The following is a 13,913-nucleotide window of genomic DNA, read 5'->3' on the forward strand; positions in this document are numbered from 1 at the left end:
TTACCCTCTCATCAGTCTTGAGATATGCAGGCCGGCCGATTCGGCTAGGCCTTGAAGGTCATAGCCGCCTTCGAGCAGGCTGACCATGCGGTTGCCGGCGCTGCGGTCGGCGATCTCGTGCAGGCGCCCGGTCGCCCAGTCGAAATCCTCGGCGACGAGGTTGATCTGTGCCAGCGGATCGCGGTGATGGGCGTCGAAGCCGGCGGAAATCAGGATGAAGTCCGGCCGGAAATTGGTGAGCGCCGCAAGCACGCGGCTGCGGAACGCCTCGCGGAATTGCTCGCTGCCCATGTTCGGCGACAGCGGCGCGTTGACGATGTTGCCCTTGATGCCCGTCTCGTCCTTGGCGCCGGTGCCGGGGTAAAGCGGCATCTGGTGCGTCGAGCAGAAGAGCACGGACGGATCGTTCCAGAAAATGTCCTGCGTGCCGTTGCCGTGGTGCACGTCCCAGTCGACGATCGCAACGCGCTCGGCGCCATGGGCCTTCTGGGCGTACCGGGCGGCAATCGCCACGGTGTTGAACAGACAGAAGCCCATCGCCTTGTTTTTCTCGGCGTGATGACCGGGCGGGCGCGCCGCGACGAAGGCGTTGTCGGCTTTGCCGGTGAAGACCGCGTCAACCGCGGCGGTCGCCCCGCCGATGCCCGTCAGTGCGGCTTCGAGGCTCAAGGGGCTGGCATAGGTGTCCGCCTCGAAATGGTTGATGCCTTCCGCCGGGATGGCGCGCTTGACGTTACGCAGGTGTTCTTCCGGGTGAACGAGCAGAACGAGATCTTCGCTCACCTTCTTCGCCTCGATCCGCTTGAGATCGGCGAAGTTCGGATGTTCGAGCGCAAGGTTCAGCGCCTTCAGCCGGTCCGGCCGTTCGGGATGCCCCTCCGGAACCTCGTGTTCCAGAAAGACCGGATTTTCATAGAGGAACGTGGTCATGTCGCGAAACCTAGTGCTGTCACCCTGCAAGGTCCATGGCGAGGCAGTCGAAAGGCGGAATTTTCAACAGCGCGGATCGAGCAGCAGTTTACCGTCGCGGCCCGCATCTGCCTGATGCGCAAGCGCCGCGCCGAGCTGGCTCAAGGGATAGATCTCCGCGATCCGGCTGGAAAAGAGACCGGTGCGCAGGCCGTCGAAACTTTTCGCAAAGGCGGCCTCAATCGCGAGCCGTCCGGCCGAATGCACCCAGGTGCGGAGCCACAGGAACGAAAAGCGGATATCCGACCGCGACTGGATGGCCGCCTGCGGCACCGGAATGCCGCTTAGAGCGCCATACTGGATAAAGGCGCCGCCAGGCTCGATCGCGCGGATGATAAGGTCGCCGGCAAACGGACCGCCGACGGCGTCGACGATCGCGTCGAGCCGGAGGTCGGGTAAGCGGCTCTCGTCGCCAAGAACGATGCGACCGGGAGCCTCGACGGCGAGTCGATCGGCACTGCGCTGACTGCGTACGATGCCGACCGCGTCGGCGCCTTCGCCGGCAAGCAGCTTCATCAGCATCCCGCCGATCGCGGACCCTGCCGCCGTGACGCCGATGCGGCGCCGGTCGAGCGCGCCGAAATGCGCGCGCAGGGCCTCGATCAGCTGCAGCGCCGTCAGCGGATTGACGTAGCAGGTCGCCGCACCGGTCTCACTGATGTCGTCGGGCAGTGTGAAACACCATTCGGCCGGTCGCAGCAGATACTCCTGCCAGAGGCCGCTGGCGCCGATCGGCACCACGCGGTCGCCGGGTTTCAGCGAAGTCACGCCGCCGCCGACGCGCGTCACCGTACCGAAGCCCTCGAAGCCCGGAACGAAGGGCAGGGTGGTGCGGGCGCTATAGGCGCCGGTCACCGGGATGAGATCGGACGGGTTGATGGCGGCAAGCGACAGCGCTACTTCGACTTCGCCCGGTCCCGGTGCGACGCGTTCCCCATCGACGAGCGCAATCACTTGCCGGGGGTCGCCGAACTGTCTAACGAGGGTGGAGCGCATCGTCGGGGAGCCTCGCATGGACGGCAGGGAGCTGGAGAACGTTACGGAAATCCGTATTCCGTTTCGCGATATAGACATGCACGGCCATATGCACAATGCCGCCTATTATGCCCATGCGGAAGCAGCCCTTTCCTGTCTCTGGCGCCACCGCCCGCATGTGGTGAACGAGCCGAGCTATCTCGTGCGCCGCTCGGCCTGCGTCTATCACCGCGGCCTGCGTTACGACGAACCGGCCCGTTTCACTGTCAACGTAACAAAAATCGGCGGCAGCTCGATCAGCTTCGCCGTCAAGGTCGAGGCGCGCGGCCAACTTGTGGCGGAAGTGGAGGTCGTCTGGGTGGCGGTCGATCCGCAACGCCACACCCCGCTGCCGCTGCCGACCGCGACACGGGAATGGCTGGCGGCCTATACGGTCTGAACCAAAGCAATTGCAGGAAAAGTGCGAAGCGGTTTTCCGTCCGCAATTGCGCGCGCTCAAACCGCGCGAAACAGGGCGACGATGCCCATGCCGCCGCCAACGCCCATCATCGCCAGTCCTTCGGTGCCGGCGGGCGCGGTCAACATTTGCGAGAAAAGCCGGACCGTAAGGATTGCCCCTGACGCGCCATAGGGATGGCCGAGCGCGATGGCGCCGCCATCGAGATTGACCCTTTCCTTGGCAATTTCGAGCTGGTCGAGGCTACCAAGCACCTGTGAAGCGAAGGCCTCGTTGAATTCGATGAAATCGACCTTGGCCGGGTCGAGCGCGGGTTGCCGCACTTTCAGCTTCTGCATCGCCGGCACGGGGCCGAGGCCGAGAAGGTTGGGGTGCACGCCGGCCGTCGCCGCATCGACGAATTCGAGCGCGAAGGGAACGCCGAGCCGTTTCGCCTCCGCGAGGCTCGTTACCAACACGAGCGCCGCGCCATCATTGATCGGGCAGGCATTGCCGGCGGTCACCGTGCCACCCTCGACGAAGACCGGCTTCAGCCGCTGCAGTGTTTCCATCGACGCGTTCGGACGCGGGCACTCATCGCGAGACACAAAGCCCGCTGCGGTCTCGATCGGCACGATCTCGCGGACGAAACGGCCGGCAAGCTCGGCTTCAACGGCGCGGCGATGGCTTTGAAGCGCAAAGGCATCCTGCCGTTCGCGAGAGATCCTACAGGCGGTCGCGACGTTTTCGGCGGCGACGCCCATGTCCGGATCGCCGATCTCGTCCGGTGCCATGCGGGCGCGCTTGACGGGCGCGAGCTCGCCGCCGCGCTCCAGCGGCGGCCTCAGACGGATATGCGCGCGGCTGGCGCTCTCGGTCCCGCCGGCCAGGTAGAAGCGGCCGGCACCCGCCTGGATCATCCGCGCCGCGAGCGTGATCGCCTCCAGCCCGGAGCCGCATTGCCGATCGACGGTCACGCCCGGCGTCGAGACCGGCAGGCCTGCTTCGAGCGCTGCGAGCCGGGCGAGATTGCCGGCGCTGTTTGCGGCATTGCCGAGAATGACGTCGTCGATATCGGTCGCTTCCAGCCCGACATCGCCGAGAATACGGGCGATCAGCGGTGCTGCCAGCTGCGACGGTTCGATATCGCGAAGCGTGCCGTTGACCCGGCCGATTGGCGTCCGGAGCGCGGCGATGATCACCGGTATGCGTGCCGGCTCAGTCGATGAGTTCGAGAGCATCGTTTCCATCCGCGATCCATTGCCTGAGCGTGCCCGCCGCTACCTTGCCCGACTGCGTCATCGGCATCTTCGGGCAGAGCCAGATGCGGCGCGGATGTTTGTAGCGCGGCAGATGGGCAGCGAGATGACGCTCAAGTGCTTCTCGGTCAAATATGCTGCCATCCGGCTCGATGACGGCGACGAGTTCGCTGCCGAGGTCGGGATGATCAAGGCCGAGGACGAGCGCAGCGTGAACGTCAGGGTAGGCGACAAGTGTCGCCTCCACTTCCTGCGGGTAGATGTTGTTGCCGCCCGACAGCACCATACCGCCGGCGCGCCCGAGAAGATGAAGCGTACCGTCGTCCTCGAGGAAGCCGATGTCGCCCACCGTCGCAAGCTGGCCAAGACGGCGGAAACCGGCGCCATCGGCGTCGCCGACATAACCGTCGGAGATGAGGGCGCTGTCGACGAAGATCGTCCCCGTTTCGCCTGTGGGCACTTCATCCCCTGTGTCATTGCGAATGCTGAGCGCAACGCCGGGAAAGGCGCTGCCGACGGCGGTGGCCGAAGCGGTGTCGTCCTTTGTTGCGACGCTGATGAAGCCCAGTTCCGAGGCGCCGTAATATTCGATGACCTCCGCTTTCGGAAAAGCGAGTGCGGCGACGGCGCGATCGCTCGCCGTCAGTTTGGCGCCGGCGACGGTGATCTGTGTGACGCAGGCCTGCGGTCTGTTCGTGGCCGCTGCGCAGAGCCGCCGCAGCATCGTCGGTACCAGCACCAGGCGTTTCACTTTCTCCGTCTCGATGATGGTTAGCGCTCGCGCTGCGTCGAAATGAGCCGCCCCGATGAATTCGGCGCCGGCGACGAGCGTTTCTGCGAGCGCGTAGAGCGTCAGCCCGTGCGCCAGGGGACCGGGAGCAAAGGTGCGGGTGCCATGGTCGATGCCAAAAAAGCGCGCGCCGGTGGCCAGGCTCCTGCGCCACGAGCCGCGATCACGGATGATCGCTTTCGGCGCGCCGGTCGTTCCCGAGGTGAAAACGACCAGAAACGGCTCGCTTTCTTTGCCGGCTGCGAGTGGCGCTCGCTCTTTGCCGTCGCTCTCGTGGAAGGATCGCGTCTCGCCGCTTGCCGGAGCGTGAAGAGACAAGTCCGCGCCATTGGCGCTGACGATAAGATCGGGAGACAAGCGGTCGCGCATGGCCTGGCGGGTTGCGGCCGGCAGATGCGGGTCGATCAGCGCGACGCAATAGCCTTGGCTGGTGGCGGCGAGAAAGGCGGCGGCGAAGAGTGGATGATTGCCGGCCTCAAGTACGATCAGGCGCGCGCGGTTTCCAAGCACGCTGCGGTGCCCGGCGCTCCCCGCCAAACCGTCGAATGCCGCAAAGAGCTGTCCGGCGAGGCGCTCCAGCTTATCGAAAGTGAAAACCCGGCCCTCCATACGGAAGGCCGGGGCATACGGATGTTCGTCCGCGTGGCGATGGACCGCGGCGGCCAACGGCATCGGTTCAGGCGCGCGCCGGCAGCAGCGGATAGCCGGCATAGACGGCGCGCGCGGCCAGCGTCGCGATCGCTGCCTTCAAGAGGTCGCCCGGGATGAAGGCGAGCGAACCGGTGGCGACGGTCAGGAGCGGCGTGCCGGTAACCGCCGAAACCCAGGGCATGCCGATCGCATAAAGCACGACGATGCCGCCGAGGACGGAGGCGAGGAAGAAGCCGATGAACTGGCGCGTTTCCGCCTGGCCCTCGCGCACGGTGCGCTGGGCAATCAGGCCGGTGACAAAGGTGGCGACGACCCAGCCGATGATGAAGCCGCCCGATGGGCCGGCCAACACGGCAAGGCCGCCGCGACCACCCGAGAGCACCGGCAGGCCGATGGCGACCAAAAGCAGGAACAGGAGAAAGGCGAGCGCGCCGCGCTTGGCGCCGAGAATGCACCCCGCGAGCATCACGCCCATCGACTGGGCGGTGATCGGCACCGGAATGAAGCCGAGCGTGATCGGCGGAATGAGGCCAAGCACGACGACGATCGCGGCGAAGAGGGCGATGAGGACGAGATCTCTGGTGTTCATGACGTTGCGGTTCCCTGTGTATTAGTTTTTTCGCATCTATTGGCGACGAAATCCGCGCGCGTCAATTGCCGCCGCGATGGTATCGGCATCTTTGAGCGTCAGGATGATCAGCGGCCCGATGATCGTCAACGGTCGGATCGGCAGGCCGCGGGCGCGGTGCGCCTCGCGGATCGCCTCGTAGCGCGCGAAGATGTCGGGGACGAAGCGCAGCACCAGCCCGAGCGCCAGGCTGACATCGGCCGCCCGCAGCCAACCCAACCGTTCGAAAGGGGTCAAGAGGATGGTGATCTCGTCCATGAAGGCGCTGATCGTCGTAGTCGCCGTGACCGCGGCCGCAAACAGCACCAAGGCCATCAGCCTCAATGTCAGGGTCGCGACCTCGCCGACCGGCAGCAGAAAAAGGTTGACCGCGGCCAGAAAGAAGATCGTCAGGAAGACGAAGCCGACGCGCGCGATTGCCTCCTTCAGGGAGAGCCCAACGGAAAGATAGAGGCCGGCAGCAAGGACGAAGGCGATCGCCTGCAGCACCAGTGAACCGCTGAGGAAGAGGACGATGCTCAGGGCTACGAGTGCAATGAGCTTCACTCTCACCGGCAGGCGGTGCAGCAGGCTGTCGCCTTCGATGTGCAGGCTCGTCAGCATCCGGCGATCTCGTGGTAGCGGCGAATGGTCTCGTGCGGGTCGCCGTCGGCCGCAAGCCGCCCTTCATGGAAGAGCAGCAGCCGGTCGACATTCTCGACGAGTGCAAGATCGTGGGTGATCACCACCGTATCCTCCGGCAGCCCCTCGATCGTTTCGGCGACGCGGCGTCGATTGCGCAGGTCGAGCTGGTTCGTCGGCTCATCGAGGATGAGGATTTTCGGATCGGTGACGACGACGCTCGCCATGGCGACGAGCTGCGTCTCTCCGCCCGAAAGCTCGTGCACGCGCCGTCGTGCCAGATGTTCGATACCGAAGCGCGACAGCGCGCCTTGCATGCGGCGGTCGATTTCCTCGCGAGGAAGCCCGCGGTTCTTCAAGCCGAAGGCGATGTCTTCGGCAACGATGGGCATGATGAGCTGGTGCTGCGGGTTCTGGAAGATAAAGCCGGCTTCGGAAAGCACGGCGCGATCGTCTTCGACCGTGTTCAGCCCGTTGACCGTCACTCGACCCGAGGAAGGCTTGACCAGGCCATTGATCAGCCGGGCGAAAGTGGTCTTGCCGGAACCGTTGAGACCGATGATACCGACGCGCTTTTCACTGAGCGCCAAGTTCAGTGGGTGCAAGGCCACCCGCTCGCCGAAGCGGACCGCGCAATCGGTAAAGCGGATGTCCATTCCGTCCCTCGCTATCTTCGGCCCGCGCCGCTTTCGGGGTGCTCTATAGGCCAAGTCCGGCAACAAGGGCAATGCGGTGGAGCGGGACCGAGATGCGAGCAGAACACGGCGCATACATTTCCTCATCCCGCGTGAGTTTGAATTATGGGAATAAAAGCCTATTCTTCTTGCCATGTCGATTCGCCTTTCCAACAGCGACGCCCGTCGCATCTTCCTCGCCAAGCAGGGCCTTTCCGGCGCTCCGAACCGTGCGCTCGGCAAGGAGGGGCTGCTGAAGCTCATCCACGACATCGGCTTCGTGCAGGTGGACAGCATCGCCACGGTCGAGCGCGCCCATCACCAGATCCTGTTTGCCCGCAACCAGACCTACCGGCGCGAACATCTGACGGCGCTTCTGGAAGACGATCGCGACCTGTTCGAGCACTGGACACACGACGCCTCGATCATCCCGAGCAGCTTCTTCCGCTACTGGAAGCATCGCTTCAAATGGGAGGGCGAGACGATCGTCGAGCGCTGGCAGAAATGGCGCGGCGAGGGCTTCGAGAAGGGCTGTGACGAGACCTATCAGCGCATCGCCGAGGGCGGACCGGTGCTGGCGCGCGACCTCAAGGAAGCCGAGCATGAGTCCGGCGGCTGGTGGAACTGGCATCCCTCGAAGACCGCGCTCGAAGTGCTCTGGCGCACCGGAAAGCTGGCGATCGCGCGGCGTGAGAATTTTCAGAAGGTCTATGATCTGACCGAGCGGGTGATCCCGCCGCATCATCAGGATGGCGACGTCAGCCACCAGGAGTTCATCGATTGGGCTTGCCGCAGCGCGCTCGAACGCCTGGGCTTTGCCACCCACGGCGAGATCGCCGCCTTCTGGGATCTCGTATCCCCCGACGAGGCGAAGACCTGGGTTGCCGAGCATCGCGATGAACTTTGCGAAGTGTTGATCGAGGCGATCGATGGTGGCCGTCCGCGCGCCGCCTTCGCCTTCACCGGTTTTCCGCAAGCGCTCGGCGATATCCCGGAACCTCCGGGCCGTGTCCGGGTGCTCAGCCCCTTCGACCCGCTGCTGCGCGACCGCAACCGCACGGAGCGCCTGTTCGGCTTCTTCTATCGCATCGAGATCTTCGTGCCCGAGGCCAAGCGCGAATACGGCTACTATGTCTTTCCACTGATCGAAGGTGACCGAATGATCGGCCGCATCGACATGAAGGCGGACCGCAAGCGCGGCAGCCTCGATGTGCGCAAGCTCTGGCTCGAGACGGGCGTCCGCGCGTCGGCAGGCCGCCTGGAGCGGATCGATGCGGAGCTCGAGCGGGTGGCCCGCTTTGCCGGCGTCGATCGGGTCGAGCGTCTCGAAGGCTGGAACGCATCGCTTACGTGATATTTTCCTTGGCTTGAACCCGCGGCCTTCCTAAATGGAGGCGATAGAATTTCTCGATGCGGGAGCGCACTGCCATGAACACCGATCTGATGAGCCTCTTCGATGCCGACGAGGCAACGATCCGCAAGGTTCTCTCGGAGACGCTCGCCGGCGCCGACGACGGCGAACTGTTCCTTGAACATGCGCAGGCGGAGGTCCTGTCCTTCGACAACGGCCGTCTGAAGGGCGGTAGCTTCAACACCGACCAGGGTTTCGGTCTTCGTGCCGTCGCCGGCGAGGCGGTCGGCTACGCCCATTCAGGCGAGCTTTCGCTGTCGGCGCTTCGCCGCGCTTCCGACGCGGTGGCGCAGGTCACCCGCGGTTATGCCGGCTCCTACGCGGCCGCGCCGCAGCGCACCAACAAAAAGCTCTATGGCGACGAGAACCCGATCGGCGAGCCGAGCTTTGAGGCGAAGGTCGCCCTCTTGCAGGAGATCGACGCCTACCTGCGCGCCAAGGATCCCAAGGTTCGGCAGGTCACCGCGTCGATCGCGGCAAGCTGGCAGGTTGTCGACATCCTCCGTGCCGACGGCCACCGCGTGCATGACGTCAGGCCGATGACCCGCATCAACATCTCCGTCGTCACCGGTGACGGCGATCGCCAGGAAAGTGGTTCTTTCGGCACCGGCGGGCGTCGCGGCTTCGGCGATTTCGTCACCGAGGAAAACTGGAAGATGGGCGCCGACGAGGCGCTGCGCCAGGCGCTGGTCAATCTCGAAGCGATCGATGCACCGGCCGGCACCATGGACGTGGTGCTCGCTTCAGGCTGGCCGGGCGTCATGCTGCATGAAGCGGTCGGCCATGGCCTCGAAGGTGATTTCAACCGCAAGAAAACGTCGGCTTTCGCCGGCCTTTTGGGCGAGCAGGTCGCTGCCAAGGGCGTCACTGTCGTCGACGATGGCACCATCGAGGCGCGCCGGGGTTCGATTTCCATCGACGACGAAGGCACGCCGTCCGGCTACAACGTTCTGATCGAGGACGGCAAGCTCGTCGGCTACATGCAGGACCGGCAGAACGCCCGGCTGATGGGCATGACGCCCACCGGCAATGGCCGCCGCCAGGGCTACGCCCATGTGCCGATGCCGCGCATGACCAATACCTACATGCTCTCTGGCGACAGGACGCCGGAGGAAATCATCGCGTCGGTCAAGAAGGGTATCTATGCCGTTTCCTTCGGTGGCGGCCAGGTGGACATCACCTCCGGCAAGTTCGTCTTCGGCTGCACCGAGGCCTACCTGATCGAGAACGGCAAGATCGGCGCGCCCGTGAAGGGCGCCATGCTGATCGGCAACGGCCCGGACGCGATGAAGCGTGTGACGATGGTCGGCAACGATACCAAGCTCGACACCGGCATCGGCAATTGCGGCAAGGCCGGCCAGTGGGTGCCCGTCGGCGTCGGCCAGCCGCATCTGCGCATGGATCAAATCACCGTCGGCGGCACGCAGGCGTAAGAACGGTCTCGGCTGTTCCGGTGATGGGTGCCGCGCCCATCCCTGTGGGCGGCAGGCTCTGCATAAGCAAGAGCCGCGCCGCCATTAGCGCTCTTCGGGGCCGAAAGATGGCCCGCGCCTTAAAGCTCACCCGCGCGACGGCAGCATCATGCAATCATAGGAGCGCTGCTTGAGCGCATCGCAGGCCGCGGCCGCGGCGTCCCGGCTCGAGAAGCCGACGAAGCGGGCGCGGTAGATGGCATTGGCGCCCTTGCCGACAGCTTCAGTGTAGGGTGTGGCTCCGGCGAGGGGAGCGCCGGCTTCGGAGCGTGCCTGAGCGAGCAGCATGCGGGCTGCCTCGGCAGACGGTGCCGCCGAAATCTGGATCTGCCAACCGCCAGCTGCAGCCGGTGCCGCCGCCGTCGTTTCGATCTCAGCCACCTCGGTGGGACGTTCCGCAGGTATAGCGGCTGTGGATGTTGCCGCAATCAAAGCGGCAACGGAATCCTGCTTCGTCCGCTGGGGCGCGGCAAAGGGCATTGGAACGTCCAATGTCGCGGCCGACGTCACCTCGACCACCTTCCCGCCGCGGGTGGACGCGACCAGCTGCCGCCCGATCTTAGTCGAAGCCTTGCCGACATGGCGATCGAGAAGTGCCGCCATCTTGGCATCGCGGCTGCGCGCCGACCGCCCACCGAGCACGACGCCGACCACCCGGCGATTGCCGTCCTTGACGGCGCTGACGAGATTGAAGCCGGAAGCGTTGGTATAGCCGGTCTTGATGCCGTCCATGCCCTCGTAGCGATACATCAGATTGTTGTGGCCGCGGACCTTGCGGCCGCGGAAGCTGAAGCTCTCGGTGGCAAACAGCCGGTATTCCCTGGGAAAGTCGCGCATCAGCGCGACGGCAAGCGTCGCCATCTCACGCGCTGTCGTCACCTGCTGGCTGGCCGGCAAGCCGGAGGCGTTGGTGAAGACCGTCTTGCGCATGCCGAGCTGCCGCGCCTTGGCGGTCATCATCCGGGCGAAGTTGGCCTCGGAGCCTCCGAGCCTTTCCGCCATCGCCGTCGCCGCGTCGTTGCCTGAGCGCACGATCATGCCGAGCACGGCCTCGCGAACCGTGATAGTCATGCCGGACTTGAGGCCGAGGCGCATCGGTGGCTTGGCGGCGGCTGCCTTCGAGACCTTGATTTTGCTGTCCCACGAAAGTTCGCCGCGCCGCAGCGCCTCGAAGGTCATGTAGACCGTCATCATCTTGGTCAGCGAGGCCGGATGGTTGAGCACGTCAGGGTTTTCGGCCGACAGGACTTTGCCGGTGCGCGCATCCAGTACCAGCGAGGCGGTTCCGGCGATTGCCGTTGCGGACCCAAGCGCGAAAGCGAAGATCGCAAGCAGGAGGCAGCGCAAAGTTTTCATGTCGATCCCCGTCGGAAAGCGCCGTCGGCCGGGCGCAAAGCTGTTTCGTTTTGTGACAAGGTGCGTGTCTTTGTTGCAACTTTAGGGCGGAATGTGGCGGTCCCGCCCTGTTTTCGGGGCCGTGGTAAATGGCCAATGAATGTCCTCTCCGTTCAACAAGGTTTAACGCCCTCGCCGTTAACTTTCCAGGCCTGTATGCCGCGGGGAAACATGGGGCCGAACATCAAGAGCACGATCGCGACAATTGTTCGCCGCGCCGCCATCGCCGGCGGACTGGAGGTCGCCGGAGGGCTGAGCCGCGTCGGGCTGATGGGTGGCGCGCGCGGAAAGGGGGCGATCTTCACGCTGCACCATGTCCGGCCGAGGCTTGCGCGTGCCTTCGATCCCAACGCCCATCTGGAGATCACGCCGGAATTCCTCGACGCAGCTTTGACGACGCTGAAGCGTGACGGCTATCGTTTCGTCCCGCTCGAACAGTTGCCGGATGCGCTGGCCACCGGAGGCGGGCCGATCGCCTGTTTTACGCTTGATGACGGCTACCGGAACAATCTCGCGCATGCGCTGCCGGTGTTCGAGCGCCATGCTGCACCCTTCACCGTGTTTGTCGCTGGGGGCTTCATCGATCGAACCCATACGCTCTGGTGGGAAACGCTCGCCGACGTGCTCGCGACGAAGGAGACGCTGCGGTTCGACTTCGGTCACGGTGTCGAGACGCTGCCAACGCGTACGACTGCGGACAAGCAGGCGGCCTTCAATCGTGTCGCGGCGGTCGTTCATAGCCGCGATGAAGCGACGGCCATTGCATTGCTGAACGCCGTAGCGATCGAACACGGCATCGATCCGCTGGCGATTACCGAACGGCTGACTTTGGATCAGACAGGGCTTCGGCGGTTGATCGAAAGCCCGCTGGCCAGCCTCGGCGCGCACACGATCAGCCATCGCTCAATCGCGCGCCTGAGCGGCGACGACGCAAGGCGAGAAATTCGCCAGTCGGCGGAGCGTGTCGAGGCCATTACCGGCCGGCAGCCTCTGGCCTTCGCCTATCCCTATGGCGACGCACCAGCCGTCTCGGCACGCGATCATCGCATCGTCGCCGATCTCGGTTTTTCCCTCGCGGTCACCACCCGGCCCGGAACGCTCGTCGAACGCGCGACATCCAGCCTTCATGCGCTGCCGCGCATTTCGCTGAATGGTCATTTCCAGCGGGCACGTTACGTCTCGGCGCTGGCGTCCGGTATCCCATTCCGCTTGGCGGGCGCCTGAACGGCCGCCAATTAAGGGTACATGCGCACCTTTTCCCAGCCGCCTTCGGGTGTTGCCCGGCGGAACTCCATCCGGTCATGCAGCCGGAAGGGGCGGTCGTGCCAGAATTCGATCGAGGTCGGGCGGATGCGGAAGCCGGACCAGTAGCTCGGGCGCGGGATCTCGCCGAGTGCGTGGCGGGCGGTGTATTCGGCGACGGCCTTTTCCAGTGCGAAGCGGCCTTCAAGTGGGCGTGACTGTTTCGATGCCCAGGCGCCGATGCGGCTGCCGCGCGGCCGGCTCTTGAAGTATTCGTCTGCCTCTTCGTCGGTCACGATCTCGACCGGACCGCGCACGCGCACCTGCCGCCTCAGGGATTTCCAGTGGAAGCACATGGCCGCCTTGCGGGCGCCAAGGATTTCCTGGCCCTTCTGGCTCTCGAAATTCGTGTAGAAAACGAAACCGCGTTCGTCGAAGCCCTTCAGCAAAACCATGCGGACGTTCGGCAGTCCGTCGCTGTCGACGGTGGCAAGCGCGACCGCGTTCGGGTCGTTGATTTCGCTGCCTTCCGCGTCCTTCAGCCATGTGCCAAACAGGGAAAAGGGCTCATTTGATTCGGTGAAGTCACCGCTTGTTAACTCATTCGCCGCCATTATTGCCTTCCAATGCCGTGATGTCTGGCGCGGAAATGCTTCGGGATGAGCCCGACCGGTATTTCCGCATCAAAAATGTCGGAGCCTGTACGTTGACCTTCTCGAGCAGCGTGCGGCTCCAGCGAGTCTGACAGGATTGCCGTGCAAGACATAGCAAAGTGGATCGATACCAAGAAGGGGTATTCCTTCGCCTTGCTGCGTAGCGCGGCAATTTGCCTGCCGGTCCTGTCGCTTTCTGGCTGCATGGGCGCGGGTCTCGATTTCTTTGGCAGCGGCGTCGACCGCACGGTCTCGACGGGTACCGTTCCGGTTGCCAAGACCTCCGATGGCCTCTCCGACGCCGTGATGGTTCGCAATGCCGTGACATCGGCCGAACTCGGTGGCGGCTCGATCAACCCGATCCCCTGGGCCAACGCGACTTCCGGCAGCGCCGGTGTCATCAGCATCATTCAGGAAGACCGCGCGAGCGGTATGCTCTGCCGCCGCTTCACCACGACGCGCCATTCCTACGAGGGCATCGCAAAGTTCGACGGCAGCACGTGCCAGGGCGGCGATGGCGCCTGGTATCTGACGAGCTTCGGCCCGCGCGCCTGAGATAGCGCGGCAATCGGCGATTAACCACAATTCTCTAAAAGTGCGAACGATCGTCCGCGGCGCTCATTCCAGAGCCGGTGGCGCCGTTGCGGCTAACCACTATTTAGCAAGTTCTCCGGATCATCGGTGCTCAGTGGACGGGCGACAATGACGCCTTCAATCGGGGCATAAGGCGGGCATCA

At 64.5% G+C, this 13,913-nt stretch carries 14 protein-coding genes; 5 read left to right on the top strand and 9 right to left on the bottom strand.

The features are described from left to right. Together AC3WWH_RS04250 and AC3WWH_RS04255 are read right to left on the bottom strand one after the other, a co-directional pair. The gene (locus tag AC3WWH_RS04250) at nucleotides 1-930 is read right to left on the bottom strand and encodes a histone deacetylase family protein (RefSeq protein ID WP_058320394.1); all 930 of its coding nucleotides are present in this window, start codon (nucleotides 928-930) and stop codon (nucleotides 1-3) included. Between the two features lie 63 nt (nucleotides 931-993). Beyond that, nucleotides 994-1,965 carry a zinc-dependent alcohol dehydrogenase family protein gene (locus tag AC3WWH_RS04255; RefSeq protein ID WP_058320393.1) on the bottom strand — a complete coding sequence of 324 codons (972 nt, stop codon included), beginning with the start codon at nucleotides 1,963-1,965 and terminating at the stop codon, nucleotides 994-996. 16 nt (nucleotides 1,966-1,981) lie between these two features. Here AC3WWH_RS04255 and AC3WWH_RS04260 point away from each other — a divergent pair, with 16 nt between their 5' ends. Next, a complete protein-coding gene (locus AC3WWH_RS04260) occupies nucleotides 1,982-2,383 on the top strand; it encodes an acyl-CoA thioesterase (RefSeq protein ID WP_058320392.1) in 402 nt (133 codons plus the stop codon). A 56-nt stretch (nucleotides 2,384-2,439) separates the two neighbouring features. On the opposite strand, the gene AC3WWH_RS04265 is transcribed toward AC3WWH_RS04260, so the two are convergent. Genes AC3WWH_RS04265 through AC3WWH_RS04285 form a run of 5 tightly spaced genes read right to left on the bottom strand, consistent with a single transcriptional unit; the run spans nucleotide 2,440 to nucleotide 6,985 of the window. Next, a complete protein-coding gene (locus AC3WWH_RS04265) occupies nucleotides 2,440-3,621 on the bottom strand; it encodes a thiolase family protein (protein WP_058320531.1) in 1,182 nt (393 codons plus the stop codon). Then, nucleotides 3,599-5,101, bottom strand: coding sequence for a class I adenylate-forming enzyme family protein (locus tag AC3WWH_RS04270; protein WP_058320530.1), 1,503 nt, complete (start codon nucleotides 5,099-5,101; stop codon nucleotides 3,599-3,601). The genes AC3WWH_RS04265 and AC3WWH_RS04270 overlap by 23 nt, the downstream gene beginning before the upstream one ends. A 4-nt stretch (nucleotides 5,102-5,105) precedes the next feature. Beyond that, nucleotides 5,106-5,669 carry a biotin transporter BioY gene (locus AC3WWH_RS04275; protein WP_058320391.1) on the bottom strand — a complete coding sequence of 188 codons (564 nt, stop codon included), beginning with the start codon at nucleotides 5,667-5,669 and terminating at the stop codon, nucleotides 5,106-5,108. A gap of 36 nt (nucleotides 5,670-5,705) precedes the next feature. Next, nucleotides 5,706-6,311 (bottom strand): CbiQ family ECF transporter T component, encoded by a 606-nt coding sequence (locus AC3WWH_RS04280; protein ID WP_082640658.1) that lies wholly within the window; start codon nucleotides 6,309-6,311, stop codon nucleotides 5,706-5,708. Beyond that, entirely contained in the window at nucleotides 6,305-6,985 is a 681-nt protein-coding gene (locus AC3WWH_RS04285) for an energy-coupling factor ABC transporter ATP-binding protein (protein WP_058320390.1), read from the bottom strand. Before AC3WWH_RS04285 ends, AC3WWH_RS04280 begins: the two co-directional genes overlap by 7 nt. Nucleotides 6,986-7,157: 172 nt before the next feature. Between AC3WWH_RS04285 and AC3WWH_RS04290 the strand changes: the two genes are divergently transcribed. Then, nucleotides 7,158-8,357, top strand: coding sequence for a winged helix-turn-helix domain-containing protein (locus AC3WWH_RS04290; RefSeq protein WP_058320389.1), 1,200 nt, complete (start codon nucleotides 7,158-7,160; stop codon nucleotides 8,355-8,357). A 74-nt stretch (nucleotides 8,358-8,431) separates the two neighbouring features. Further along, nucleotides 8,432-9,847 carry a metalloprotease TldD gene (gene tldD / locus AC3WWH_RS04295; RefSeq protein ID WP_058320388.1) on the top strand — a complete coding sequence of 472 codons (1,416 nt, stop codon included), beginning with the start codon at nucleotides 8,432-8,434 and terminating at the stop codon, nucleotides 9,845-9,847. 126 nt (nucleotides 9,848-9,973) lie between these two features. Here the strand turns inward: tldD and AC3WWH_RS04300 are convergent, their stop codons facing one another. After that, nucleotides 9,974-11,233, bottom strand: a complete 1,260-nt coding sequence (locus AC3WWH_RS04300) for a D-alanyl-D-alanine carboxypeptidase family protein (protein ID WP_373419807.1) — start codon at nucleotides 11,231-11,233, stop codon at nucleotides 9,974-9,976. Nucleotides 11,234-11,464: 231 nt separating this feature from the next. Here AC3WWH_RS04300 and AC3WWH_RS04305 point away from each other — a divergent pair, with 231 nt between their 5' ends. Beyond that, nucleotides 11,465-12,505: a polysaccharide deacetylase family protein gene (locus AC3WWH_RS04305; protein ID WP_058320528.1), complete on the top strand. Its 1,041-nt coding sequence runs from the start codon at nucleotides 11,465-11,467 to the stop codon at nucleotides 12,503-12,505. Between the two features lie 11 nt (nucleotides 12,506-12,516). On the opposite strand, the gene pdxH is transcribed toward AC3WWH_RS04305, so the two are convergent. Next, on the bottom strand, nucleotides 12,517-13,137 hold the full coding sequence (gene pdxH, locus AC3WWH_RS04310) for a pyridoxamine 5'-phosphate oxidase (protein ID WP_057250709.1): 621 nt from the start codon (nucleotides 13,135-13,137) through the stop codon (nucleotides 12,517-12,519). A gap of 141 nt (nucleotides 13,138-13,278) precedes the next feature. Between pdxH and AC3WWH_RS04315 the strand changes: the two genes are divergently transcribed. Continuing rightward, complete coding sequence (locus AC3WWH_RS04315; RefSeq protein WP_058320387.1) at nucleotides 13,279-13,731, top strand: RT0821/Lpp0805 family surface protein; 453 nt, start codon at nucleotides 13,279-13,281, stop codon at nucleotides 13,729-13,731. Nucleotides 13,732-13,913 lie beyond the last annotated feature (182 nt).

The sequence above is a fragment of the Ensifer sp. EB106-03-01-XG145 genome (assembly GCF_058792075.1).